Genomic DNA, 24,894 nt, shown 5'->3' on the forward strand with positions numbered 1-24,894 from the left:
CTAGTTGGATGCTCATGTGCGCACTCAAAAGGCTTCATTGCGCGGCGCAGGGGATTTCCGCCGTGTCGTTCCACCGGCGGAAGAGGTGCGTAGGCCTGGCTCGCCAGCGACTGTTTCTTACTGCGGTGGCACCGTTGCTACGTAAGGCCTGATCTCGGTCGTTCGGCGTGCGCGAAGCGCAGCATTTCACGCAGCCTTGACACGCTGCGTCCGCATAGCAGGCAGATTCAGACCAGTCTGATGGTTGCCCCTACGGGGGCCACCTAGTCTGCGGTGGAAGCACGACCTTTCACGACGAGACCCCCATGAGCCTGGGCACCTCCTGGCATCGCCACCGGCTCGCGTGGCCTTGTCTGCTCCTGATCAGCCTGTTCCTGTCCGCATGGGCGCATGCGCAGCCCGCGCCCGGACGCTCGCAGGCGACTGCCGCGCTGCGCATTTCGCTCACGCCGTCCGAGCAGGCGTGGCGGCGCGCGCACCCGGTCGTACAGGTGGGCGTGTTCGCAGGCGATTTCGTGCCGTTCGAAGCGTGGCGCGGCGGCCGTCCGGAGGGTCTGGGCGTCGATTACATGCGCATGCTCGCCGCGCGCGCCGGCATGCAGCTCGAGTTCCATCCGTACACCGATTGGGAAGGGATCGCGGTCGGCGAGTCGAAGCAGGCGCCACCATACGATGTGCTGCTCGCGCAGCCGGTAATTGGCCAGCGCATGGAACGCTTCCACATGCTGCGGCCCTTCGTCTCGTCGCAGCAGATCATGCTGGTGGCGCGAAAGGGCGACGTGCAGATCCGCAGTGCGCGCGACCTGGATTCGGCGCGCGTCACGATCGAACGCCGCTTCCTGCTGTCGGCCAAGGTGTTCGCAGAGCGCCATCCGCGCGCGACGCTCGTCTACGCCGCCGACGGCCACGAAGCGCTGGACATGCTCGCGCGCGGCCAGGCCGACGCGTACCTAGGCGTCACCTTGCCGCGCACGACCGCGCTGGTGCGACAGCGACGCGCGGACGACGTGGCGATCCTCGGGCCGCTGGACCTTCCGACGTTCGAGCTCGCACCCGCGGTCCGTCGCGATCGCAACGAACTCGCCAGCATCCTGCGCAAGGCCGAAGCGGCGATTCCCGAGCGCGAAGTCGAGCAGATGCGCCTGCGCTGGGGTGCGGGCGATGTGCCGTCGCTGGCAACGTCGCACGCCGTCGGCCTCACGCGCACGGAGCGGGAATGGATCGCCTCGTTGCCCGTACTGCGCGTGGGCTACGAGGTCGATCGTTTCCCCTACAGCTTCCTCGCACGCGAAAGCGGCTTCGACGGTATTGCGGCGAACTACCTTGAACTGATCCAGCGCAAGCTCGGCCTGCGCGTCGAACTGGTACCCGCCGCGGACTGGAACAGCCTGCAGCGCATGGCGCTGGCGAACGAGATCGACCTCATCGCCGCGGGCAGCACGGGCGACATCGACGGCGACGAAATGGTGTTCAGCCGTTCGTACGAAGACTTTCCGCAGGTCATCGTCGCACGGCTGCACGGACCGGCCATCGCAAGCCCGTCCGATCTGGGTGGCCTCACGGTCGCCGTCCGCGACGAACCCGGCGTGCTGGCGTCGCTGCACGCGCTGCTTCCGCAGACGAAACTGCGCACCGTCGGCGGCAACGAAGCCGGCCTCGCGCTTGTCGCCAATGGCGGTGCCGATGCCTACATCGGCACGCTGCCGGCCATCGACGCGCTGATCCGCAACCGCTACGCCGGCGAGTTGCGCGTCGTCGGTCCGGCCGGCTTCGATACCGAGCTCGCGTTCGGCGTGCAGCGCCAGTACGAACCGCTGATCCCGCTCATCGACCGCGTGCTGGACAGCACGGCGGAAGACCAGCGCCAGGCGATCCGCGCGCGCTGGCTCACCACCGACTACGTCTACGGCCTGCCGTGGCGCTGGGTGCTGCTGGCGACGGTCGCGGCGCTGCTCGTGCTCGGGGCGATCGGCCTGGCGTATGCGCGACTGCGGCGCGCATCGCGCCTGCAGGCCCGCGCGGAAGCCGCGCTCGCCGCGCAGCTGCACTTCCAGCAGGCGCTGCTGGAGAACATTCCCTACGCGGTGTTCGTCAAGGATCGCGAGGGCCGCTACATCACGGTGAACCGCGCGTACGAGGCGATGTTCGGCGTCGCGCGGGAACAGCTCGTCGGGCGTACCGCGCGGCAGAGCGCGCACGCCAGCGGCATCGACGACGACGTCCTCACCGGCGAGGACATGCACGTGCTGGCGACCGGACAGGGCACGCGGCGCGAACTCACCGTGCCCGCGCAGGCAGGCCGCGACGGCCTCCGCCACCTGATCGTGTGGCGCCACCCGCTCGCCGCGGCGGAGGACGGTCCGTTGCGCCTGATCGGCACGATCGTGGAGGTCACCGACATCCGCGAGGCCGAAGCCCGCGCACGCGCGTCCGAACAGCAACTGCACGACATCACGCAGGCGATGCCGGGCACGGTGTTCCAGGCTCGCGTGTCGCCGGACGGACAGCGTCGTTTCACGTATGTCGCCGGCGACACGGCGGGCATGCTCGGGCTTCCGCCGGACGAAGTGCTGCATCGCGAGTCGCTCGTGTTCGCGCGCCTTCATCCCGACGACCAGCCGCGCGTCGAGCAGGCGATCGACACGGCGGTGCGAACGCTCAGGCCCATCCCGGCCTTCGATGTCCGCATCCGCATCGGCGATGACTGGCGGTGGTTGCGAACCGAAGGCGGCACGCCGCGGCGCCTCGACGATGGCGCGGTGGAATGGAGCGGCTACTGGGTCGACACGACCGAACTTCACGCGCAGGCGCAGGCGCTGGGCGAAGCCAAGGCGCAGGCGGAATCGGCCGTCGCCGCGAAGAGCATTTTCCTGGCCGCGATGAGCCACGAGATCCGCACGCCCATGACCGGCGTGCTCGGCCTGATGGAACTGCTCGCGCACACGCGACTGGACCATGAGCAGTCCGGCATGGCGATGATGGCGCGCGATTCCGCGCGCGCGTTGCTGCAGATCCTCGACGACATCCTGGACTACTCGCGCATCGAATCCGGGCGGCTGGCCATCAGCGACACCGACTTCGACCTGCGCGAACTCGTCGACAGCGTCGCCGGCCTGTTCGGCGTGCGCGCGAAAGAAGGCGGCGTGCGTCTGTATTCCATCGTCGACTGGCGATTGGCGACGCGCTTCCGCGGCGATGCGATGCGCATTCGCCAGATCATCGCGAACCTGCTCAGCAACGCGCTCAAGTTCACCGCGCAGGGCCACGTCGCGTTGCAGGTTCGGCTGCTCGCCGAATCCGACCGCGGGCAGCAGCTGCGCATCGAAGTGGTCGATACCGGCATCGGCATCGCGCGCGAGAACCTCGCACGGCTGTTCCAGCCGTTCACGCAGGCAGAGGAATCCACCACGCGCCGTTACGGCGGCACCGGGCTGGGCCTGTCGATCAGCCGCCGCCTCGCCGAAATGATGGGCGGCAGCCTGCACCTGGAAAGCGAGCCGGGCGACGGCACGCGTGCCGTGCTTGAACTGCCGCTGGCGGTCGTCCAGCCGCTGCAGGGGCGGCCGGAATTCGAGGGACGCACGGCGGTGGTGTGCGTTGCCGACGAGTTGCGCTCGCAGGAAATCGGCAACGGCCTGAGCTCATTCGGCTTCAGCCTGATCGAAGCCGAAGCGTCGGACCTGGTCGAATTCGACGCGGGCGACATGGACCTGCTGTTCGCCGACGCCGCCATGGCGATTCCCGCCGCACTTGCGGACCGCCCGCGGGTTCTCGTCACGTCCGACGACACCCCGAGCACGCCGGACGACGACCGCGTGCGAATGGCCGGCGATCCCCAGACCACGCGCGCACTCGCTCGCGCATGCCACGAAGCCCTGGGCCTGGTCGTGCCGGACGCAGGCGCCGCGGACTCAACGCTCGAGAGCGTGACGCACGAGGCGCGCATCCTCGTCGCCGAAGACCACCCGATCAATCGCGCGGTGATCGGGCGGCAGCTCGACAGCCTGGGCTACGCCTACGCGATGGCGACGAATGGCGAGGAGGCGCTCGCGGAGTTGCAGCGCGCGCACTACGACCTGCTGCTCACCGACTGCCACATGCCGGTGATGGACGGTTACGCGCTGACGCGCGCCGTACGCGCGTCGGAGACAGGCGGCACGCATCTGCCAATCGTCGGGCTGTCCGCGAGCGTCCTTCCGGAGCAGATCCAGCGTTGCCGCGATGCCGGCATGGACGACTTCCTCGGCAAGCCCATCCAGATGGATGCGCTCGCGGCCAAGCTTTCCTCGCTGCTGCTGTCGCCGGGCGCGGCGCACGCGTTGTTCGTCGGGGGCGAACCCGCGGGGCTGGATCGCCTGCGGACGATGTACGAAGACGAATCGGACTACCGGCGCGTCCTCGGCGAACTGCTCGCGATCAGTCGCAGTGAGCTGGCCGAACTCGACGAGGCCATCGACGCGGGCGATCCCGCGCGGCAGCGCGAACTCCTGCATCGCATCGAAGGCGCGCTGGTGCTGGTCGGCGCGCACATGGCCCCGCCGGACGACTCATCGCGCGACGTGGCGCTGCGCCGCGCGGCGATCGTCGCGACACTCGACAGCATCGCCTCGTCGCTGCGCGACGCGCCCAGCGACGCGATCGGGTGATGCGGCCGTCAGCCGCTGAACAGCAGGCTGGTGCCCACCAGCACGAGGAATCCGGCGAACACGCGCTTGAGCGTGTCGCCGCGCAGGTAATGCGCCAGACGCGTGCCATACCGTGCGGCGAACACCGACGCGGCCGCCACGCCGATCGCCGCGGGCAGGTAGACGTAGCCGACCGCATGCTGCGGCAGCGCGCCGGGCGGCGCGTGCATCGCGTAGCCGATGGCGGCCGCCAGTCCGATCGCGACGCCGCATGCGGACGATGTGCCGACAGCCCGCACCGGCACCACCCCACGCCATACCAGCAAGGGCACCGTCATGCTCCCGCCGCCAATGCCGACCACCGCCGACAACGCGCCGATACCGACGCCGGCGGCGGTCATCGGAACGCCGCGCGGCGCTGGCACTTCCGTGCCGCGCGCCTCGCGCGAACCGCCGAAGATCAGCTGCGCCGCGGCGAGGAAGCAGTAACCCGCGACGATCCAGCGCAGCGCGTCGTCATCGATGTGCACCGCGATGCCGCTGCCCACCCAGCCGCCGACGAGCAGTCCCGGCACCATCCACGCCACCGTCGGCCACAGCACGCTGCCGCGCCGCGCGTGTGCGCGTGCCGAAGCCGCGGCCGTCAGGACGATGCTTGCCAGCGAACTGGCCAGCGCGGCGTGCATCGCGGCCTCCTTGGGCACGCCCATGCCAGGCAGCAGCCACGCGAGCGCGGCCACCAGCACCAGCCCACCGCCCACGCCCAGCAGTCCGGCGAGGATGCCGGCGATCGCGCCAAGCCCGAGGAACACGAAGAGTGACAACAACATGGAAGCTCCCGATTGAAACCTTGCCCTGCGAGTTCCCGCGCATCGACACGGCACGCGATGCGACAGATGCAGACATCACGCGCGTCCGGCCAGAACGTCGCACCACACACGATGCGTCATACCCGAAACGACGCCTGACCGCAGTGCGGATCATGGAGACGGCCGCTTCACGATGCTGGGCTATAGTCCCGCCAATGGTCCCCCGCCCATTCATCATCGTACTCGCTGCGTGCAGCGTGGCCCTTGCGGCATCTGCCTGTGCGCAGACGCCCGCGGCCGCGCGCGCCGTCTCCATCCCACCGTTGCCGAAGCCGCTCGCCGATCCGAAGCTCGATCGCGTGCGCACCGCATTGCAGGCCGCTGAAACCGGTCCGATCGGCGCGGCGCAGTTCTCCGACCTCGCGCAGCATCCGCTGTACGGATGGATCGAGTACGCATCGCTGCGGCGCGATATCGACAACCTGTCGCCCGCCGTCGCGCAGGGGTTCCTGTCGCGCAACCAGGGAAAGGCGGTCGCCGACGCGTTCCGCGAGACGTGGATCGCCGCGGCCGCACGACGCCAGGACTGGTCGTCCGTGCTCGCCGCGTGGAGTCCATCGATCAAGAGCACCGCGCTGCGCTGCAACGAGCTCGACGCGCGGCAGGCGCTCGGCCGCGCCGACGCGCAATGGACACGCGATGCGCAGTCGATCTGGCGCACCGGCAAGTCGCTGCCCGATGCCTGCGACGCGCCGATGACGGCGCTCGCGGCGCAGGGCGGACTCACGCCGGAGCTGCGCTGGGAACGCATCGAGCTCGCCGCCGCCGAATGGCAGCCCGGCGTGATGCGCGCCGCGGCGCGCGGTTTGCCTGCCGACCAGGCGACGCTCGCCAACGATTACGCCGCCTTCCTCGACACGCCGCACGATCGCGCGCTCAACTGGCCGAAAACCGAGCGCAGCCGCGAGATCGCATCGCAGGGCTTGGCGAAGTACGGCAAGACCTCGCCGGCGGGCGCCGAGGCGATCCTGCCGAAGTACGCCGACGCGCTCGGCCTGAGCGAAGCGCAGCGCGGCCGCGTGCTGTACCAGATCGCGCTGTGGACCGTGGCGTCGTACGAGCCGGAATCGGCGCGTCGCCTCAACGCCGTGCCCGCCTCGGCGTACGACGAACGCCTGCACGAGTGGCGCGTGCGCGAAGCGCTGTCGCGTTCGGACTGGCCGGCGGCGCTGGCGGCGATCCAGAAGATGGGCGCCAAGCAGCGCAGCGATTCGCGCTGGATGTATTTCGAAGCGCGCTTGAACGAGATCGCCGGCCGCAAGCCCGAGGCCGAGCGGTTATTCCGCGACGCCGCGAACAAGCCCGACTTCCACGGTTTCCTGGCCGCCGACCGCCTCGACCTGCCCTACGCGCTATGCCCGTGGCTGCCGGAAACCACCTCCGCCGCGCAGCAGGCGATCGCGCGCGATCCGGCGATGGTGCGGGCGATGGGCCTGTTCCAGCTCGACCGCATCGGCTGGGCCGTGCGCGAATGGGACGACGCACTGTCGCGCTTCAACGACGAGCAGCGCCGCGTCGCGGTGGAGGTCGCGCAGGGGAACGGCTGGTTCGATCGCGCGGTGTTCTCGCTCGGGAAGAATCCCGACGAGTCGCGCCTGTACGGCCTGCGCTTCCCGCTGCACCACGAGGCGACGATCCGGCGCGAGGCAGCGAAGAACAACCTCGACCCGGCATGGGTCGCGGCGGAGATTCGCGCCGAAAGCATCTTCTACCCGCGCGCGCGCTCGTCGGCCAACGCGATGGGGCTGATGCAGATCCTGCCCGGCACCGGTTCGGGTGTCGCCAGCCGCATCGGCCTGCCCTGGGGCGGCGCGGAGAGCCTGTACGACCCGGACACCAACATCATCCTCGGCACGGCCTACCTGCGTCAGCTGATGGACAAGTACGGCGGCCAGCCGTACCAGGTCATCGCCGGCTACAACGCGGGCCCGGCGCCGCTCGCGCGCTGGCAGTCGCAGCGGCCCGGCATGGAGCCGCCGTTCTGGATCGAGACCATCAGCTACAAGGAAACGCGCGAGTACGTCGCGCGCGTGCTGGCCTTCAGCGTGCTGTACGACTGGCGCCTCAACGGCGACGCGCTGCGGCTGAGCAATCGCCTGATCGGCCGCACCGATGGTGCCCGCACACGCTTCACCTGCCCGACGCCGGCCGCGGCACCGCCGGCAGCACCGGCGACACAATCCAGTTCCCGATCACAGCGTTGAAGTCCGGCGTCGCCTAGACTTTCGCCATGACACAACGTCACGTGGTGATCCTCGGCGGCACCGGCTTCGTCGGCCGGCACCTGGTCGCGCGCCTGTTGCAGGGCGGCGATCGCGTGACCGTGCTCAGTCGCGGCGTGGACGCCGCCAAGCGCCGCCTCAAGCCTCAAGGCGCGAGCCTGATCGAAGGCGACGTCGCCGACGCGGACTTCCTGGCCGCCGTGCTCGACGACGCCGATGCGGTGGTGAACCTCATCGGCATCCTCAACGAGAAGGGCGATCGCGGCGACGGCTTCGAACGCGTGTTCGTCCGCATCACCGATGCGTTGATCGACGCGATGCAGCGCATGGGCGTACGCCGGCTGCTGCAGATGAGCGCGCTCAACGCGGGGCGCGGGGAAAGCCACTACCTGCAGGCGCGCGGTCGTGCCGAACAACACGTTCGCGCATCCGGGCTCGACTGGACGCTGCTGCGTCCGTCGGTGATCGCCGGCCCCGGCGACGGTCTCTTTTGCCGCTTCGACGGCCTGCTGAAGTTCGCGCCGGTGCTGCCGATCGGTCGTGCCGACGCGCGCTTCCAGCCTGTGTGGGTAGGCGACGTCGTCCAGGCCTTTGCCAAGGCGCTCGACGAGCCGCGCAGCATCGGCCAGTCCTACGACCTGGTCGGCCCCGACGTGATGACGCTGAAGCAGATCGTGAAGCTCGCCGCGCACGGTCGCGGGCGGCACCGCGTGGTGCTCGGGCTGCCAACGTCGCTCGGCAAGCTGCAGGCCGAAGTCGGCGAATGGCTGCCCGGGAAGCCGATCAGCCGCGACAACTGGCGTTCGCTGCAGTTGGATTCGGTGAGCATGGAAGACGGCCTTCGCCGCCTGAACCTCATGCCGACGCCGGTGGAACCGAAGCTGGCGGAGATCCTCGCCGGTTGCTGAAGCGCCCGAACACGGAGCGCATCGCGCCGGTGCGCTAGCATCGCGCCTGCACCGTTCCGGAGACACGCAGATGGGCCTGATCGACACCCTGCTCGGCCATGCGGGCGAGAAGCCCGTGGAGAAGATCGCCGAGGAATTCGCGCCGCTGCTCGCGCCCGGCGAAACGCTGGAGCGGGCGTTCGGGCTCATCCGCGACCTGATCGTGTTCACCGACCGCCGCATGATCCTGGTCGACAAGCAGGGCGTCACCGGCAGCAAGGTGCAGTACCTGAGCATCCCGTATCGCAGCGTGGTGATGTTCTCGGTCGAAACGGCCGGGCATTTCGACATGGATTCCGAACTGCGCATCTGGCTGTCCGGGCAATCGGCGCCGATCTCCCGCACGCTCGGCCGCGACAGCGGCGTGCGCGAGATCCTCGCCCTGCTCGCCCAGCACGCGCCGCGCTGACAGGCAGCGCTGGATGAAGCGATACCTCGTCGGCGGCGCCGTGCGCGACCGCCTGCTCGGCCTGCCGCACGGCGACAACGACTGGGTCGTCGTCGGCGAAACGCAGGCGTCGATGGAAGCGGCGGGATTCCGCGCCGTCGGGCGCGACTTCCCGGTGTTCCTCGATCCCGAGAGCGGCGAGGAACACGCGCTCGCGCGCACCGAACGAAAGAGCGGCCGCGGCTATCGCGGGTTCGTGGTGGATGCCGATCCGTCGGTCACGCTGGAAGACGACCTGCAGCGTCGCGATTTCACCATCAACGCCATCGCGCAGGACGAAGACGGCGCGCTGGTCGACCCCTACGGCGGTGCGCGCGACATCGAGGCGCGCGTGTTGCGTCATGTCGGCCCTGCCTTCGCCGAGGATCCGCTGCGCGTGCTGCGCGCGGCGCGGTTCATGGCGCGCTTCGCTTCGCTGGGTTTCACCGTCGCGCCGGAAACCATGGCGCTGATGCGCGAGATGGCCGCGTCCGGCGAACTGGCCGAACTCACCGCCGAGCGCGTGTGGCAGGAAACGCGGCGCGCGCTTGCATGCCAGACGCCGTCGGCGTTCGTGCGGACGCTGCACGACGCAGGGGCGCTCGCCGTCGTGCTGCCGGAAGTGGATGCGCTGTACGGCGTGCCGCAGCGCGCGGAGTACCACCCGGAAGTCGATACCGGCGTGCATGTCGAACTGGTCTGCGACATGGCCGCGCGCCTGGCGCCCGGCGACGACCTGATCGGCTTCGCCGCGATGACGCACGACCTCGGCAAGGCGCTGACGCCTTCGCACGTGCTGCCCAAGCACCTCGGCCATGAACACGCCGGCCTTGCTCCATTGCGCGGGCTCTGCGACCGGTTGAAGGTGCCGACCGAACATCGCCAGCTGGCCGAAGCGGTGTGCCGCGAACACCTCAACGTGCATCGATTCGACGAACTGCGCGCGAGCACGGTGTACGAACTGCTCGCGCGCTGCGACGGGTTCCGCAAGCCGGCGCGCATCGCGCAGATGGCAATCGTGTGCGAAGCCGACAAGCGCGGCCGCGCCGGCCTGCAGGACGTGCCCTATCCGCAGGGCGAAGCGCTGAAGGCAGCGCTGGCGGCGGCGTTGACGGTGCGCGCGGAGGACGTCGCGCGTGGCCTGAGCGGGCCGGAGGTCGGCGAGGCGATGAAGAAGGCGAGGATCCGGGCGATCGCGGAGGCTACGGGGAAGAAGCCCTAGATCACCACGGTGGGCGCCAGCTTTCGCTGCTATGGCGGCGGAGACTGGGTTGGCCGTTGTTGGAGTGCCCATGCGGTACGGGCCTGGGTCCCGGCTTTCGCCGGGATGACGGGGCTTTCAACGGTGCTTTCGACGTTGCTTGTACCGCCCGCGTCGACACGCCGAGCCTCCCAAAGAAAAACGCCGGCCGACTCCCCAGTCGCCCGGCGTTTCCTGATCCTCTGACCGCGGCTCCCTCGCCCCCTGGCACCGGGGTCCGCGTTTCGCGCCGCCGTTTAGCGGCATCGCGACGCCACGATACGTGAAGCTTCCGTTAGGAACCGTGCGGCGATCACAGGATTCCACACGCCCATGCGCCCCGGGCCGCACCGCGCGGGCAACCGTGAACACGGTCGCACCGCGCGGCCGGTCGATCAGAACTGGTAGCTCGCCTTCACGTACCACTCGCCGCCGTTGAAGCCGAACGGCGAGGACAGCGGGTACTTCGCGCCCAGGAACGTCAGCGTGCTGTTGGTCTCGCGGTCGGGGTAGTTGTCGAAGACGTTGTTGCCGCCGACGGTCACGTGCAGCTTGTCGTCCATGAAGGCGAAGGTCGCCGACAGGTCGAACAGCCATTCCGAGCCGAACTCGCCCTGCTCGCCGAAGGTGAAGTCCTCCCAGCTGTCGTAGTAGTTCGCGCGGGCGGTGAAGTTCACGTTCCACGGCGAGCGCCAGTCGAAGGTGATGACGCTGCGGTTGTTCGGCAGCTGGTTCTCCAGGTCGGCCACGCGTTCGGCGTCGATGACCGGCGTCGTCGTGCCCGGGATCACCGCCACCGAGTCCACTTCCTGCTTGTTGTAGCTGTGGCGGAAGTCGAACACGCCGGTGCCCCAGCCGCCGAAGTCGGCGCGATAGACCGCGACGAGGTCGACGCCCTGCACCGTGCTGTCGAAGCCGTTGACGAAGTACGACACCTGACGCAGCAGTTCCGCGCCCGGCACGCCGGCGTCGATCAGCGCCTGCTGCTGCGGCGAGCCCTCGGCGACGTTGATCGTCTGCAGCGCGATGCGGTCTTCGACCTCGATGTTGTAGTAATCCAGGGTGAGGCTGAAGACGTCGTTGGGCGACCACACGAAGCCGGCCGAGTACGACAGCGATTCCTCCGCCGTCACCGGGGTGGCGCCGAGCGCGATCGCCGCCTCGCTCGCGACCGGGAACGTGCCCAGCGGCACGAGGTTGCCCGACGAGTCGGCCGTGGTGGTCACGTCCAGCGTGTTGAGCTGGCCCGGCGTTGGCGTGCGGAAGCCGGTGTTGACGGTGGCGCGCACGGCGAAGGCGTCGGTGAAGGCGAAGCGCGTGGAGACCTTCCAGTCGAAGGTGCTGTCGAAGTTCGACGTGTCCTCGTAGCGGCCCGCGACGCCGACGGTCCAGTCTTCGACCACGTCGGTTTCCAGGTCGAGGTACGCGGCGCGGCTGTACTGGCTGAAGTCGCCCGCCGCTTCCGGCGAGTCGCCCTGGAAGCCGTCCGAACCCACGCCGAACAACGCGCCGGTCGGGCCGTTCTCCCACGAAGCCGTGTCGCCCGCGCGGATCTTGTAGGTCTCCTCGCGCCACTCGGCGCCGAAGGCGACGTTGACGGGCGTGGCGAACACGTCGTTCTGCCACGGCCAGACGAAGTCGGCGTTGGCGCCGCGCTCGAGCTGGGTGAGATCGCCCGGCTCGAAGCTGGTCGGGCTCAGGCGGCCCAGGCTCGGATTGATCGAGCTGGTCATCTTGTAAATCATGTGGTTCTCGCCCTGGCGAAGGCTGACGTCCCAGCGCAGGCTTCCCGCGGTTTCGCCCTTCGCACCGAACACGCCTTCGTAGTCGGTGATCTCCGCGCCGAAGGTCGGCGTGTAGCCGCCCGGGAACAGCGGGTAGATCGGGTTGAGCGCGATCCAGCCCGACGGGCTCGACGCATCGGCGGTGAGGTAGTCGGCGGGATTGAGCCCGCGCGCGACGATGTCGTTCACCAGCGACTGCTCGACTGGATCGGCGACGCCGTTGCCGTCGCTGTCGACCATCAGCGTGCCGCGCGGCGTCACGCCGGGCACGCCGACGGGCGTGCGGTAGAAGAAGCTGGATTCGTACTCGGTGTCGGCGTAGCTGCCGAAGCCGTACAGGCTGACGTTCTCGTTGATCGGGTATTCGGCGTTGAAGAACGAGCGCAGGCCTTCGCCGTCCGGATCGCCCCAGCGCTGGCCCAAACCTTCGAACGGCACCAGGTTCGTGCCGACGGCCGCGCCGACGTCCGCCGCGTCCGCCCGCGGGATGCCGCGCGAGGTGTGGTCGGAATCGAAGTACTCCACCGTCATGTTGAAGAAGCCGCCATCGCCGAGTTCGGCGCCCGCGTTGAACGAGGTGCGCCAGCGGTCGCCGTCGCCCTCGTAGGTCGAACCGTACTGGCCGTCGATGCGGACGCCGTCGGAATAGTCGTTGAGCAGCACGTTGATCACGCCGGCGATGGCGTCGGAGCCGTACTGCGCGGACGAGCCGTCGCGCAGCACTTCCACGCGCTGGATCGCGGCGGAGGGAATCAGGCTGTAGTCGACCGCCTGCGAGCCCTGGTTCACGGTGCCGAACGGTTCGACCTGCAGGTTCACCAGCGCCGAGCGATGCCGGCGCTTGCCGTTGATCAGCACCAGCGTCTGGTCCGGCGGCAGGTTGCGCAGGTTGGCCGGGCGCACGAACGCGGTGCCGTCGGCGATCGGGAAGCGCTGGGTGTTGAAGGACGGCGCGATGTTGGCCAGCTGGTCGGTGAAGTCGGCCGAGGCCTGCTTCTCCAGGTCCGCCGGCCGGAAGACATCGACCGGGGACATCGATTCGGTGGGCGAGCGGCCCTGCACGCGCGTGCCGGTGACCACGAGCTTGTCGAGGTCCACGGCTTCCTGGCGGTCGGCGGGCGCCGCGGCGGGGGCCGGAGGCGTCTGCGCGGTGTCCTGTGCGAAGGCGGGCGATACGACGGTCGAGAACAGCGCGGCGAGGACGGCCGTGGTCAGGCGATGTCGGTTGGCAACGAGCATTGGCGGTTTCCTTACTCAGGGTGGGCGGACTCCCCCTGTCGAGCCCAGCCCCGAGCTTTAACCGGCCTTTAACCTTTGCGCAATACCTACCGTCGTTTTGCCTAATCTGCTTTTATGGCGATCTTTTGTACTGCGACCGCCATCTCACCTCAGGCGGACGCTGTTCACCAGGCGCACGTCCCGGTCGCGAACATCGCGCATCGGCTTCGAAGCACCTGCGAACGGGATCGAATGCCGCCGAAAGCCACTAGCGACCTCGGATCTTCTCTTCGACCCAGACCAGCAACCCGCCGATCGCCGTCGGCCCGAGCATCAGCCCCGCCAGCACGCCGAGCGAATTGGCCAGCGCGTCGGCCGAATCGGCCATGCGGCTCACCGTCCACGCGCCCTGGGCGAGTTCCAGCGCGACCCCGAGCGCGATCAGCCCCACCGCCGCGATCGCCTGCGCCCGCCGGTGCGCGAACAGCATCACCGCCCAGGCGCTGAGGATCAGGTAGCCGACGAAGTGCTCGACCTTGTCGAACCCGTCGGGCACCTCGGGCAGGTCGTGCGCCGGCAGCAGCGAGGACGCCACCACGGCGGCGATCATCGCGATCCAGATCGCCACCCACAGCGCGGGCCAGCGGAATTCGCGCAACCAGGGGCGCCGGCTCGCCGCCGCGCTCACAGCCGGAAGCTCAGGTCGCCGACGAGGAAGGCCGCGCCGAATTCGACGCCCTTCTCGAAACCCATCACCTGGAAGCGCTCGCCCATCTCGCTGGGCAGCGTGAGGCGCTTCACCTCCTGCGTGCGCTTCATGCGCTCGCCTTCGTCGGTGATGCGCTCGATGCGTTCGAGCACGCCGGCCAGCCCGTTGCCGAGCAGGAAGCTTGCCTGCGAGCAGTAGCCGGCGAAGTCGAAGCCTGCCGCCACGCCGGCTTCGGCGAGCGCGGTGAAGTCGACCGACGCGGTCAGGTCCTGCAGGCCCGGCCACAGCAGGGGCTCGGCGTGCATGCGGTGGCGATAGAACGCGCGCAGCGTGCCGTCGCTGCGTTCGGGCAGGTAGAACTCGCCGCGCGAATAGCCGTAGTCGACGAACAGCATCGCGCCATTGCGCATGCCGCCAGACACCGCCTGCACCCAGTACGGCAGCTGCGGCAACGCTTCCGAGCGGTAGCCGTGCTCGAACTCGCGACCGAGCTGGCGTTCCAGATGACGCACTGCGTTGCCGAGGAACGCGTCGGCCGGACGCAGCACGCGCTTCAGCTCGCCGCCTTCGACGGCGACGTGTTCCTCGTACACCTCACCCGCCTCGATGGCGAAGCGCGGCGTCGGCAGCGCGTCGATGACTTCGTTGGCGAACAGCACGCCGTCCCACTCGTCGTCGAACGGCCCGTCGAGCCACTCGACCAGCTCGAACAGCGGCGGCACGAGGCGCTCCTGCAGGCGCTCGCGCTGGCGCTGCCGCAGCTGCGCGCTGGGCTCGAGGATGCAATAGCGATCGGGCAGCGCGTCCAGTTCCATCAAGCGCTTCAGCGCGACTTCTGCGAACGCACCGGTACCGCCGCCGAGTTCGAAGAACCGCGCCTGCGGCCCGAGTTGCTGGAACACCGGTGCGACGCTCTCGGCCACGCACGCGGCGAAGATCGGGCCGAGTTCGGGCGCGGTGACGAAATCGCCGCTTTCGCCGAACTTGCTCGCGCCCGCGCTGTAATAGCCGAGCCCCGGCGCGTACAGCGCCAGCTCCATGAAGCGCGAGAACGGAATCGCGCCGCCGTTCCCCGCGATCTGCGCACGGATCAGCTCGTCCACGCGCGCGCTGTGCGCAAGCGCATCGGCGTCGGGTGTCGGCAGGGCGCTGGCTTCGCGCTGGCGCTGTTGCGCGTCGGGACGATGCGAAGGGGAATCGGTGGACATGCGGCATCGCCGTGGGAACACTGGCCGCTCAGGATACGCCACGCCCCGGAGAGACCCGTCATGGACGCATCTTCATGAGCACGCCCCGCTCCGCCGCGCCCGTGGCGCTGGTGACCGGCGCCGCGCGACGGATCGGCGCCGCGATCGTGCGTCGCCTGCACGGCGCGGGCTACGACATCGCGCTGCATTACCGTGGCTCGTCGGACGAGGCGAATGCGCTGGCGGCGGAACTGGAACGCGCGCGCGCCGGCAGCACGTTGCTGCTCCAGGCCGATCTGGCCGAGTTCGACCGCCTCCCCGAGCTGGTCGCGCAATGCGTGGGCCGCTTCGGCCGGCTCGATTCGCTGGTGAACAATGCGTCGACCTTCACGCCGACGCCGATCGGCACCGCGACGCCGGCGCAATGGGACGCGCTGTTCGCCAGCAACGCACGCGCGCCGTTCTTCCTCGCGCAGGCCGCAGCGCCGCATCTGCGTGCCGAGCGTGGCGCGATCGTGAATCTCGCCGACCTCTACGCCGAGCGTCCGCTGCGCGAACACACGCTGTACTGCATGGCGAAGGCCGCCCTGCTGATGATGACGCGCTCGCTCGCGCTGGAACTCGGCCCCGACGTGCGCGTCAACGCGGTCTCGCCGGGCGCGATCCTCTGGCCGGAAGACCGCAGCGACACCGCCGCGCAGCAGGCGATGCTCGCGCGCACGCCGCTGGCCCGAACCGGAACGCCGGAGGAAGTCGCCGAAGCCGTGCGCTGGCTGCTGCAGGACGCGCACTACAGCACGGGGCAGGTGCTGCATCTGGATGGTGGACGATTGCTGGCGGGATGACGGTTTTTCTGGAACTGTCGGCTCGAACAGGCCCTTCGTCACCAGCCGGGAAGAACTGACGGCGCCGGTCATGACACCGGCGCCGCCCAGAGATCACTTCGCCGCGAACGCCGTCTCCAGCTGGAGCGCGCGAAACGCCGGCGGCGCCTCGCCTTCCATTGCATAGCGGTACAGCGCGGCCGCATAGATGCCGCTCAGCGCCGCCTGGTACACGCCGAGCAGCAGCAGGCCGATCACGAACAACACCACGATCGACACCGCCAGCGCCAGGGACAGCTGCGCGGCCACGAACGCCAGCAGCGCGCCCACCACGATGATGGCGAACGAGATCAGGCCGAACGCCATGCCGATGCCGACATTGCCGATCGCGTTCTCGCCCCACGTGCGCTTGAGCAGATTCGCGCTGCGCTTGAGCGCTTCGAACGGGCCGACTTCCTGGTGCACCAGCACCGGCACCACGAGGAACGTCGCCAGCGTCCACGCCGCGCCCAGGCCGCCGCCCACAATTCGCATCAGCAGGTTGTCGTCGTCCTTCATGCGCTTGAGGAGCACGCCGACGGTCGCCGCGATCGCGGCGTAGCCGAGGATCGACGGCAGGCGTGCCTTCGCCGCATTGAAGCCGTCGGCCAGCGTCGGATCGCCGCCGTCCAGGCGGATCATCGCCGCGGCCACCAGCGCGCTGTTGCAGAACACGATCACCGTGTACTGGCAGAAATAGAATAGGAACACCCAGATCACGCTCGATGCCGCGCCCTGGCTGAAAACGCGCCAGCCGATCATCGGCACCAGGAACGTCGCCAGCACCACGAGCGTGGCGACGGCGGAGACGACCGGGAACACCATCAGCTCCTTGTCCGAGCGCAGCACGGCCGCACTCGCCTTCACCAGCTCCCAACTGCGCGAGAACTTATCGAACATCGCAATTTCCCCAGTCCCCCATGGACCAGCGCGCATCCTCGGGCCGGTGCGGCCGCGGTGGCAAGGGGACGACGCGCGAATTCGGACGGCCGGCGCGGTCCGCGTCGCTCAGAGCGGCGCCGTTTCCAGCGTCGCGCCGTGTTCGGGATGGGCGGCCCACAGCTGCGCCAACGTGCGACCAGTGCCGGGCACGACGACGTCGGGCGCGATCTCCGCCAGCGGACGCAGCACGAACGCGTGTTTCAGCTCCGGGCGCGGAATGCGCAGATTGCCCGCGCCTTCGAGCGTGAGTCCGTCGAACAGCACGATATCGATGTCGAGCGTGCGGTCGCCGTAACGCGGCCCGCTTCTGTCCCGGCCGTGCGCGTCTTCCAGCGCGTGCAGCCAGGCGTTGAGCGCGTGCGGATCGAGGTCGGACTCGATGATCGCCGCGGCGTTGTGGAAATCGGGCCCGTCGAAACCGACCGCGCGCGTGCGGTACACCGGCGACATCACGACCTCGCCGAAACGCTCGCGCAATGCGCGCACGGCCGCACGCAGGTGCGTTACGGCATCGACGTTGCTGCCCAGGCTCAGGTAGGCGCGGCTCATGCGGAACGCGGTGCCGATGTCAGGACGCGGAACGTTCGATCATCACGCCGACCGCGCGCGCGCCGCGCACCGCGCCAGGCTTGCTCAGCTTCAGTCGCACGCGCTGCACGCCGAACTCGGTGATCACGATCTGCGCCACGCGCTCGGCCAGTGTTTCGACGAGTTCGAAACTCGACTGCGACACGTACTCGACGATGCGGTTGCTCACCGCCTTGTAGTTGAGCGTGTCGGCAATCGCGTCGGTCGCCGCCGGAATGCGGTTGTCGAAGGCCATCTCGATGTCGAACACGAGCGGCTGACGGATGCGGCGCTCCCAGTCGTAGATGCCGATCAGCGCCTCGATTTCGAGGCCTTCGATGAAGACGTGGTCCATGGGAAGGCCGTGGTTCGTGATTGGGGATACGTGATTCGAACAGCGAAAGCTTAACCCGATGCGCCGTTGCGCTCGCGAATCACCAAATCACGAACCATGAACCACGGCCTCGAGCGACGCCATGTCCCAGCGCGGCGTGACGCGCACCGCGAGGTCGCCATGTTGCCCGGCGGCGAGCCGAAGCGCGCCGGCGTAGGCGATCATCGCGCCGTTGTCAGTGCAGAACTGCGGGCGCGGGAAGCTCACGCGGCCGCCGCGCTTGCGCGTCATCTCGTCGAGCTTCGCGCGCAGGCGCTTGTTCGCGCCCACGCCACCGGCGACGACGAGCGTGTCGCAGCCGGCCGCATCCAGCGCGCGTTCGCACTTGATCGACAGCGTATCGACCACCGCATCCTCGAAGCCGCGCGCAATGTCGGCGCGGACCTCGTCGCCCTGGTCGCTGTCCTTCCACGCCAGCAGGACCTGCGTCTTCAGGCCGCTGAAGCTGAAATCGAGGCCGGGGCGATCGGTCATCGGCCGGGCGAACCTGAACATGCCGGGGCGTCCCTGCTCGGCCAGCGCCGCGAGTTGGGGGCCGCCCGGGTACGGAAGGCCCATCAGCTTGGCGGTCTTGTCGAAGGCCTCGCCGGCCGCGTCATCCAGCGTTTCGCCGAGCAGCCGGTAGCGGCCGATCGCCTCCACGTGCACCAGCTGCGTGTGGCCCCCGGAGACCAGCAGCGCCACGAACGGCGGCTCCGGGCGGCCGCGCTCGGGGTCGTCCTCCAGGAGCGGCGCCAGCAGGTGGCCTTCCATGTGATGGACGCCGATGGCCGGGACGTCCAGCGCCCAGGCCATCGAGCGGGCCACGCCCGCGCCGACCAGCAGCGCACCGACGAGCCCGGGGCCGGCCGTGTAGGCCACGCCATCGAGGTCGGAGGTGGTCATGCCGGCTTCGCGCAGGGTTTCGCGGACCAGCGGCAGCAACTTGCGCACATGGTCGCGGCTGGCCAGTTCGGGTACCACGCCGCCGTATTCGGCGTGCAGGGCGATCTGGCTGTAGAGGGCGTGCGCGCGCAGGCCGGATTCGGTGTCGTAGACGGCCACACCGGTCTCGTCGCAGCTGGTTTCGATGCCGAGGACTTTCAAGATGGACTTCCGGGAGGGGGCGCAGGGCGGCTTCCGAGGGACCGGAAGCGTGTGGATTCAAGGACCTGCATCCAAAGTAGGGCCCTATGTTGCACCTTCAAGAAGGCCGCCGCTATAATGCGCGGCTCTTCCCCGGCCTGCCCGGGCCGGTTACCGAAACGAGATTACGTATGCCCAGCGTCAAAGTCCGCGAAAACGAGCCTTTTGAGTTTGCTCTGCGTCGCTTCAAGCGCACCTGCGAGAAGGCCGGTGTCCTGGCCGAGACCCGCAAGCGCGAGTTCTACGAGAAGCCGACCCAGGAACGCAAGCGCAAGGCCGCAGCCGCGGTGAAGCGCCAGGCGCGCCGCGCCTCGCGCGACGTGACCAAGCGTCAGCGCCTGTACTGATCGCCCTAGCGGGTCCGCGCACCGCGCGACCTGCTCCCGGACGCATCACACAAGCCGGCCGCGCCCTGCGCTGCCGGCTTTTTGTGTTTCCGGATTTCGGATTCGGACGATGACCGCCCTGTACCCGGGCCATCGCCGGATGCCCGGTCCGGCCCTCATCACCCCGATTCCGCGCGCCCGCCGCGCGATCCTCAGCCAAGGAGCAGCCCGATGAGCCTCAAGCAGCGACTCACCGACGACATGAAGGCCGCGATGAAGGGCGGCGACAAGCACAGCCTCGCCGTGATCCGCCTGATCAACGCCGCCATCAAGCAGAAGGAAGTGGACGAGCGCATCGAACTGGACGACGCCGCGGTCATCGCCGTGCTCGACAAGATGGTCAAGCAGCGTCGCGACTCGGTCACCCAGTACGAAGCCGCCAGCCGCGAGGACCTGGCGCAGGTCGAGCGCGACGAGATCGTCGTGATCGAGCGCTACATCCCCGCGAAGATGGGCGAGGCCGAGATCCTGGCCGCGATCGACGCCGCCATCGCCGAAACCGGCGCCACCGGCCCGGCCGACATGGGCAAGCTCATGGGCCCGCTGAAGGCCAAGCTCGCCGGCCAGGCCGACATGGGCCAGGTGTCGGCGCTGGTGAAGAAGCGTCTGGCGAACTGATTGCCGCAGCTGCGCCCCTCCCCCCTGCTTGCAGGGGGAGGTTAGGAGGGGGTCGAGAGGCGCGAAGCGCCGAACCTTCTCGCGAGTGGCTTCACCCCTCCCCAACCCTCCCCTGCTTTGCAGGGGAGGGAGTTGTACGGCCGCATGGCATCCTTACCGTCCAATGGCCCGCATCCCCGACGCTTTCATCGATGACCTGCTCGCGCGCACCGACCTCGTCGAGGTGATCGGCTCGCGCGTGCAGCTCAAGCGCCAGGGCAAGGAATACTCGGCGCGCTGTCCGTTCCATGACGAGCGCTCGCCGAGCTTCACCGTCTCGCCGGTGAAGGGCTTCTACCACTGCTTCGGCTGCGGCGCGCACGGCACCGCGATCAGCTTCCTGATGAACTACGACCGCCTCGAGTTCCTCGACGCGGTGGAAGAACTCGCCAAACGTCTTGGCATGGAAGTGCCGCGCGACACGCACCAGCGCAATGCGAATCCCGACAGCCAGGATCTGTACGGCGCGCTCGATGCGGCGTCGAAGTTCTTCCAGAAACAGCTGGCAAGCAACGGCCGCGCACTGGGCTATTTCGACAGCCGCGGCGTCGATGCCGAGACGCGCGCGCGTTTCTCGCTCGGCTATGCGCCCGATGGTTTCAACGCGCTGCGCGATGCGCTGGGCACCGACCCGCGACGCATGAAGCTGCTCGAACGCGGCGGGTTGTTCTCGAAGAACGATCGCGGCCACGTCTACGACAAGTTCCGCGATCGCGTGATGTTCCCGATCCATGACCGACGCGGTCGCACGATCGCGTTCGGCGGCCGCGTGCTCGAAAAGGAAAACGGCCCGAAGTACCTCAATTCGCCGGAAACCGAGCTCTTCCACAAGGGCCGCGAACTCTACGGACTGTGGCAGGTGCGCCAGGCGAACAGCAGGATCGAGCGCCTGATCGTCGTCGAAGGCTACATGGACGTGATCGCGCTGTTCCAGAACGGCTTCGAGACCGCGGTCGCCACGCTCGGCACCGCGACGACGCCCGACCACGCGGAGCTGCTGTTCCGCAACGCGCCCGACGTCTACTTCTGTTTCGACGGCGATCGCGCCGGTCGCGGCGCCGCGTGGAAGGCGGTCGAATCGGTGCTGCCGCGCATGAAGGACGGCCGCCAGGCGTTCTTCCTGTTCCTGCCCGACGGCGAGGATCCGGATTCGCTGGTGCGCAACGAAGGCCGCGAGGGTTTCGAAGCGCACCTGAAGCAGGCTACGCCGCTGTCGCAGTTCTTCTTCGATTCGCTGTCCAGCGACGTCAACCTGCACACGCTCGAAGGCAAGGGCCGTCTGGCCGAACGCGCCAAGCCGCTGCTGGCGCAGATTCCCGACGGAGCATTCGGCGACCTGATGAAGCAGCGGCTCACCGAACTCACCGGCGTCGGCGCACGCGCGAGCACGCCGGAAACTCACGTTCCCGCGCAGCGCGCGCGTGCGGCCGGCAACGCGCCGCATGGCTCGAAACCGTCGCTGGTGCGCAGCGCGATCACGATGCTGATGCAGCAGCCGCAGGTGGCGCTCGCGTTGCCGGCGTCGCTGCATTTCGCCTCGCTCGACCAGCCCGGCATCGGCCTGCTGGTGGAGATCATCGAACTGGTGCACCAGCGCCCCGACATCTCCACCGGCATGGTGCTGGAGCATTTCGCCGATCGCAGCGAAGCGCCGGCGCTGACCAAACTCGCCACCGCCGGTGCGGTGGAAACCACCGCGTCGACGCCGCTGGATGCGCGCGTGCTCGACGACGCCGACCGCCGGCAGCAGGCGTTCCTGGACGCCATCGCGCGGTTGGATGCGCAGGCGCTGCAGGCGCGCATCGAATCGCTGCAGGCGCGCATGACGTCGCTCGTCGACGCGGAAAAGCAGGAGCTGCGCGAGCTGCTGTCGCTGCGGATGTTGAGTCGCCACTGACGACGCGCGGGTGGGCGGAAGGTCATCCGCACTTCCTGCATGGGCGATCACGATCGCGGACGGCGACAGTGGCGTCATCCTGATGGGAGCGTGTCCGATGCCGTCTTCGTCCCACCTGCTGTTCATACCCGCGCTGGCCGGGCTGCTCTACGCCTGCGTGCAGCTGGCGCTTGAATGGTCCGGCGGCGGTGTGCAGAGCCACCACCTGCTCAACCGCGCGGACATGCCCGCCATCTCGAACTGGCTCGGGCTGCTGACGTTGCCGGCGGTTGGCCTTGCGTTCGGCTGGCGCGCGCGCCGACTGGGCGGCGTCACGCGTGCGATGTGGGCCGGCCTGATCGTCTCGTTCCTGTATGGCATGGCGATGGCGACAGGCTTCAAGCTCGGCGCCGAGGGCATCACGCAAGCGCTCTTCGCCGGGCTGTTCGGCGTGGCGATCCTGGCGCCGGTGTATCGCGCCGAATGCATCGCCGGCTTCGTCGCCGGCATGGCCTTCACCTTCGGCGGCGTGCTGCCGCTGATCGTCGCGCTGGTGTTCGCCGGGCTCTCGGCAGCGGTGCGGTTCGGCGCCCGCGCGCTCTGGCGGCGTTCACGCCGCGCGGCCTGACGCCGGCCGCATTCGCGACAGCGGCCCGGCGCGGCAAAGGCGGCGCGGGCTAAGCTCGGGCTTTCCATCCGGGGAACGCCCATGTCGCCACGTGGTTCCATGCTCCTGTCCGCCCTGCTCCTCGCCTGCGCCACGCCGGCCATCGCGCAGAAGAAGACGGCCCCGCCCGCCGTGGCACGCGAACAGGTCGGCAATCGCACCAGCGAGAACATCCCCGCGATTCCGCCCGAACTGACCGAACGCCTGAGCCGCTACCAGAACACGCGCGGCGCGACGTTCGCCGGCTGGAGCGACGACTGCCTGCTGATCAGCACGCGCTTCGCCGAGACCGCGCAGGCGCATCGCGTGTGCGCGCCGATGGGCATGCGCGAGCAGCTGACGTTCTATCCCGAACCGCTCGCGGCGATCGAGGCGGCGCCGTCGCGTTCGAACCTCGACGGCTTCGTGTTCGGCAAGGACGTCGGCGGAAACGAGTTCTGGCAGCTGCATTGGTTCGATCTGGCATCGCGCGAAACCACGCTGCTCACCGACGGCAAGGCGCGCAACCAGGGACCGCTGTTCTCGCATGACGGCAGGCAGTTCGCGTGGAGCAGCACCGCGCGCAACGGAAAGGACACCGACGTGTGGGTGATGGATTTCGCCACGCGCAAGCCGCGCGTGCTCGTCACCGAAGGCGGGCAGTGGAACGCGATGGACTTCTCGCCCGATGGCCGCGAGCTGCTGGTGATGAAGTACGTCTCCGCCGCCGAGTCGTACCCCGGTGTGGTCGACGTGGCCAGCGGCAAGCTGACGATGTTCCCGGTCGATGGCGGCAAGGCGTCGTTGAAGGACTTCAAATACGCGCCCGACGGACGCGGCGTCTACTACATCTCCGACGAACCGGTGGACGGCAAGCCGCAGGAGTTCCTGACGCTGCGCCATCACGATCCAAAGACCGGGAAGTTCGAGGTGCTTACCGGCTCCACGCAGTGGGACGTCGCGGATCTGGCGATCGCAGACGACGGAAAGCATCTTGCGTACACGACGAACGAGGACGGCATCTACAAGCTGCACGTGCTCTCGCTGCCCTCGCATCGCGAGGTGAAGCTGCCGCAGTTGCCGGTCGGCGTCGTGGTGAACCTCGGCTTCTCGCCTGACGGCAAACGCCTTGCGGTGACGCTCAACTCGGCGACCTCGCCGAGCGACGTCTACGTGATCGACCTGGCCGGCGCGAAGCTCGCGCGCTGGACGCAGAGCGAAGTCGGCGGACTGGACGCATCGAAGTTCGTCGCGCCGACGCTGGTGCATTACCCGACGTTCGACACCGTCGATGGAAAGCCGCGCGAGATCCCCGCGTTCTACTACCGCCCGGCGAACGTGCCTGCAGGAAAGAAGATTCCCGTCGTGATCAACATCCACGGCGGACCGGAAGGCCAATCGCTGCCGCTGTTCAATCCGACCGCGCAGTTCCTGGCGAATGAACTCGGCGTCGCGATGCTGCTGCCGAACGTGCGCGGTTCTGAGGGCTACGGCAAGACGTACCTGAGCCTCGACAATGCCGCGAAACGCGAGGATTCGGTCAAGGACATCGGCGCGCTGCTGGACTGGATCGCGACGCAGTCCGACCTCGACGCTTCGCGCGTCGGCGTGTACGGCGGCAGCTACGGCGGCTACATGGTGCTCGCCTCGCTGATGCACTACAGCGATCGCATCAAGGCCGGCGTCGACATCGTGGGCATCTCGCACTTCGGCACGTTCCTGAAGAACACCGAAAGCTATCGCCGTGACCTGCGCCGCGCGGAATACGGCGACGAACGCGATCCCGCGATGGCGAAGGTGTTCGACGAGATCTCGCCGCTCAATCACGCCGACCGCATCGCATCGAGGCTGTTCGTTGCGCAGGGCAAGAACGACCCGCGCGTGCCGTACACCGAAGCCGAGCAGATCGTGAAGGCGGTGCGCGCGAACGGCCAGCCGGTCTGGTATCTGCTGTACGACGACGAAGGCCACGGCTTCAAGAAGAAGACCAACGTGGATTACTTCAACGCGGCGACGATGCTGTTCTGGGACCAGGTGTTGCTGGGGAAGTGATCGGACGCGGTCCGCAGCGGCGCGTCGTTCCCGCCCCTGCCGTCATCCCCGCGAAGGCGGGGATCCATGCTTGCGTGCGTCACCGTCTTCGAATGGCGGAACGGGATCGGACGCATGGATTCCCGCCTTCGCGGGAATGACGGCGGATAGCTCCCACG

19 protein-coding genes are annotated in these 24,894 nt (G+C 68.6%); 11 read left to right on the top strand and 8 right to left on the bottom strand.

What is annotated here, in order from left to right; translation table 11 throughout:
• The first annotated feature begins 305 nt into the window (after positions 1 to 305).
• Positions 306 to 4,646, top strand: coding sequence for an ATP-binding protein (locus DX912_RS08355; RefSeq protein WP_115842025.1), 4,341 nt, complete (start codon positions 306 to 308; stop codon positions 4,644 to 4,646).
• Between the two features lie 8 nt (positions 4,647 to 4,654).
• Here the strand turns inward: DX912_RS08355 and DX912_RS08360 are convergent, their stop codons facing one another.
• Positions 4,655 to 5,455, bottom strand: a complete 801-nt coding sequence (locus DX912_RS08360; protein WP_233433535.1) for a sulfite exporter TauE/SafE family protein — start codon at positions 5,453 to 5,455, stop codon at positions 4,655 to 4,657.
• Between the two features lie 194 nt (positions 5,456 to 5,649).
• On the opposite strand from DX912_RS08360, the gene DX912_RS08365 reads away from it, so the two are divergent.
• The 4 genes from DX912_RS08365 (at position 5,650) to DX912_RS08380 (ending at position 10,312) form a co-directional block, all read left to right on the top strand.
• On the top strand, positions 5,650 to 7,698 hold the full coding sequence (locus tag DX912_RS08365; protein ID WP_115842026.1) for a transglycosylase SLT domain-containing protein: 2,049 nt from the start codon (positions 5,650 to 5,652) through the stop codon (positions 7,696 to 7,698).
• Positions 7,699 to 7,724: 26 nt separating this feature from the next.
• On the top strand, positions 7,725 to 8,624 hold the full coding sequence (locus DX912_RS08370; RefSeq protein ID WP_115842027.1) for a complex I NDUFA9 subunit family protein: 900 nt from the start codon (positions 7,725 to 7,727) through the stop codon (positions 8,622 to 8,624).
• Between the two features lie 70 nt (positions 8,625 to 8,694).
• Positions 8,695 to 9,072, top strand: coding sequence for a PH domain-containing protein (locus DX912_RS08375; protein WP_115842028.1), 378 nt, complete (start codon positions 8,695 to 8,697; stop codon positions 9,070 to 9,072).
• A 13-nt stretch (positions 9,073 to 9,085) separates the two neighbouring features.
• Positions 9,086 to 10,312 carry a multifunctional CCA addition/repair protein gene (locus tag DX912_RS08380; protein WP_115842029.1) on the top strand — a complete coding sequence of 409 codons (1,227 nt, stop codon included), beginning with the start codon at positions 9,086 to 9,088 and terminating at the stop codon, positions 10,310 to 10,312.
• 413 nt (positions 10,313 to 10,725) lie between these two features.
• On the opposite strand, the gene DX912_RS08385 is transcribed toward DX912_RS08380, so the two are convergent.
• The 3 genes from DX912_RS08385 to DX912_RS08395 all read right to left on the bottom strand — a co-directional run bounded on the left by DX912_RS08385 (position 10,726) and on the right by DX912_RS08395 (position 15,249).
• Complete coding sequence (locus DX912_RS08385; protein WP_115842030.1) at positions 10,726 to 13,353, bottom strand: TonB-dependent receptor plug domain-containing protein; 2,628 nt, start codon at positions 13,351 to 13,353, stop codon at positions 10,726 to 10,728.
• A 247-nt stretch (positions 13,354 to 13,600) separates the two neighbouring features.
• Positions 13,601 to 13,990, bottom strand: coding sequence for a VanZ family protein (locus tag DX912_RS08390; protein ID WP_115842031.1), 390 nt, complete (start codon positions 13,988 to 13,990; stop codon positions 13,601 to 13,603).
• A gap of 26 nt (positions 13,991 to 14,016) precedes the next feature.
• Positions 14,017 to 15,249, bottom strand: coding sequence for a class I SAM-dependent methyltransferase (locus DX912_RS08395; RefSeq protein WP_115842032.1), 1,233 nt, complete (start codon positions 15,247 to 15,249; stop codon positions 14,017 to 14,019).
• Between the two features lie 74 nt (positions 15,250 to 15,323).
• On the opposite strand from DX912_RS08395, the gene DX912_RS08400 reads away from it, so the two are divergent.
• Positions 15,324 to 16,073, top strand: coding sequence for a pteridine reductase (locus tag DX912_RS08400; RefSeq protein ID WP_115842033.1), 750 nt, complete (start codon positions 15,324 to 15,326; stop codon positions 16,071 to 16,073).
• A 93-nt stretch (positions 16,074 to 16,166) separates the two neighbouring features.
• On the opposite strand, the gene DX912_RS08405 is transcribed toward DX912_RS08400, so the two are convergent.
• From DX912_RS08405 to tsaD, 4 genes are all read right to left on the bottom strand, one after another.
• Positions 16,167 to 16,991, bottom strand: coding sequence for a DUF6159 family protein (locus DX912_RS08405; RefSeq protein WP_115842034.1), 825 nt, complete (start codon positions 16,989 to 16,991; stop codon positions 16,167 to 16,169).
• A 108-nt stretch (positions 16,992 to 17,099) separates the two neighbouring features.
• A complete protein-coding gene (gene folK / locus DX912_RS08410) occupies positions 17,100 to 17,582 on the bottom strand; it encodes a 2-amino-4-hydroxy-6-hydroxymethyldihydropteridine diphosphokinase (protein WP_115842035.1) in 483 nt (160 codons plus the stop codon).
• 19 nt (positions 17,583 to 17,601) lie between these two features.
• Entirely contained in the window at positions 17,602 to 17,955 is a 354-nt protein-coding gene (folB, locus tag DX912_RS08415) for a dihydroneopterin aldolase (RefSeq protein WP_115842036.1), read from the bottom strand.
• A gap of 87 nt (positions 17,956 to 18,042) precedes the next feature.
• Positions 18,043 to 19,080, bottom strand: coding sequence for a tRNA (adenosine(37)-N6)-threonylcarbamoyltransferase complex transferase subunit TsaD (gene tsaD, locus DX912_RS08420; protein WP_115842037.1), 1,038 nt, complete (start codon positions 19,078 to 19,080; stop codon positions 18,043 to 18,045).
• A 170-nt stretch (positions 19,081 to 19,250) separates the two neighbouring features.
• Here tsaD and rpsU point away from each other — a divergent pair, with 170 nt between their 5' ends.
• The 5 genes from rpsU (at position 19,251) to DX912_RS08445 (ending at position 24,736) form a co-directional block, all read left to right on the top strand.
• Complete coding sequence (rpsU, locus tag DX912_RS08425) at positions 19,251 to 19,466, top strand: 30S ribosomal protein S21 (RefSeq protein ID WP_031371286.1); 216 nt, start codon at positions 19,251 to 19,253, stop codon at positions 19,464 to 19,466.
• 210 nt (positions 19,467 to 19,676) lie between these two features.
• Complete coding sequence (locus DX912_RS08430; RefSeq protein ID WP_115842038.1) at positions 19,677 to 20,123, top strand: GatB/YqeY domain-containing protein; 447 nt, start codon at positions 19,677 to 19,679, stop codon at positions 20,121 to 20,123.
• A 163-nt stretch (positions 20,124 to 20,286) separates the two neighbouring features.
• The gene (gene dnaG, locus DX912_RS08435; RefSeq protein ID WP_115842039.1) at positions 20,287 to 22,059 is read left to right on the top strand and encodes a DNA primase; all 1,773 of its coding nucleotides are present in this window, start codon (positions 20,287 to 20,289) and stop codon (positions 22,057 to 22,059) included.
• A 97-nt stretch (positions 22,060 to 22,156) separates the two neighbouring features.
• Positions 22,157 to 22,666 (top strand): hypothetical protein, encoded by a 510-nt coding sequence (locus DX912_RS08440; RefSeq protein ID WP_115842040.1) that lies wholly within the window; start codon positions 22,157 to 22,159, stop codon positions 22,664 to 22,666.
• Positions 22,667 to 22,765: 99 nt separating this feature from the next.
• Positions 22,766 to 24,736: a S9 family peptidase gene (locus DX912_RS08445; RefSeq protein WP_115842041.1), complete on the top strand. Its 1,971-nt coding sequence runs from the start codon at positions 22,766 to 22,768 to the stop codon at positions 24,734 to 24,736.
• Positions 24,737 to 24,894 lie beyond the last annotated feature (158 nt).

The organism is Lysobacter soli, from assembly GCF_003382285.1.
Taxonomy (GTDB): Bacteria; Pseudomonadota; Gammaproteobacteria; order Xanthomonadales; family Xanthomonadaceae; genus Lysobacter_J; species Lysobacter_J soli.

Coding starts and splice junctions, on each gene's coding strand:
- DX912_RS08355 (WP_115842025.1), top strand. CDS start 306: ATGAGCCTGGGCACCTCCTGGCATCGCCACCGGCTCGCGTGGCCTTGT.
- DX912_RS08360 (WP_233433535.1), bottom strand. CDS start 5,455: ATGTTGTTGTCACTCTTCGTGTTCCTCGGGCTTGGCGCGATCGCCGGC.
- DX912_RS08365 (WP_115842026.1), top strand. CDS start 5,650: ATGGTCCCCCGCCCATTCATCATCGTACTCGCTGCGTGCAGCGTGGCC.
- DX912_RS08370 (WP_115842027.1), top strand. CDS start 7,725: ATGACACAACGTCACGTGGTGATCCTCGGCGGCACCGGCTTCGTCGGC.
- DX912_RS08375 (WP_115842028.1), top strand. CDS start 8,695: ATGGGCCTGATCGACACCCTGCTCGGCCATGCGGGCGAGAAGCCCGTG.
- DX912_RS08380 (WP_115842029.1), top strand. CDS start 9,086: ATGAAGCGATACCTCGTCGGCGGCGCCGTGCGCGACCGCCTGCTCGGC.
- DX912_RS08385 (WP_115842030.1), bottom strand. CDS start 13,353: ATGCTCGTTGCCAACCGACATCGCCTGACCACGGCCGTCCTCGCCGCG.
- DX912_RS08395 (WP_115842032.1), bottom strand. CDS start 15,249: ATGTCCACCGATTCCCCTTCGCATCGTCCCGACGCGCAACAGCGCCAG.
- DX912_RS08400 (WP_115842033.1), top strand. CDS start 15,324: ATGAGCACGCCCCGCTCCGCCGCGCCCGTGGCGCTGGTGACCGGCGCC.
- DX912_RS08405 (WP_115842034.1), bottom strand. CDS start 16,991: ATGTTCGATAAGTTCTCGCGCAGTTGGGAGCTGGTGAAGGCGAGTGCG.
- folK (WP_115842035.1), bottom strand. CDS start 17,582: ATGAGCCGCGCCTACCTGAGCCTGGGCAGCAACGTCGATGCCGTAACG.
- folB (WP_115842036.1), bottom strand. CDS start 17,955: ATGGACCACGTCTTCATCGAAGGCCTCGAAATCGAGGCGCTGATCGGC.
- rpsU (WP_031371286.1), top strand. CDS start 19,251: ATGCCCAGCGTCAAAGTCCGCGAAAACGAGCCTTTTGAGTTTGCTCTG.
- DX912_RS08430 (WP_115842038.1), top strand. CDS start 19,677: ATGAGCCTCAAGCAGCGACTCACCGACGACATGAAGGCCGCGATGAAG.
- dnaG (WP_115842039.1), top strand. CDS start 20,287: ATGGCCCGCATCCCCGACGCTTTCATCGATGACCTGCTCGCGCGCACC.
- DX912_RS08440 (WP_115842040.1), top strand. CDS start 22,157: ATGCCGTCTTCGTCCCACCTGCTGTTCATACCCGCGCTGGCCGGGCTG.
- DX912_RS08445 (WP_115842041.1), top strand. CDS start 22,766: ATGCTCCTGTCCGCCCTGCTCCTCGCCTGCGCCACGCCGGCCATCGCG.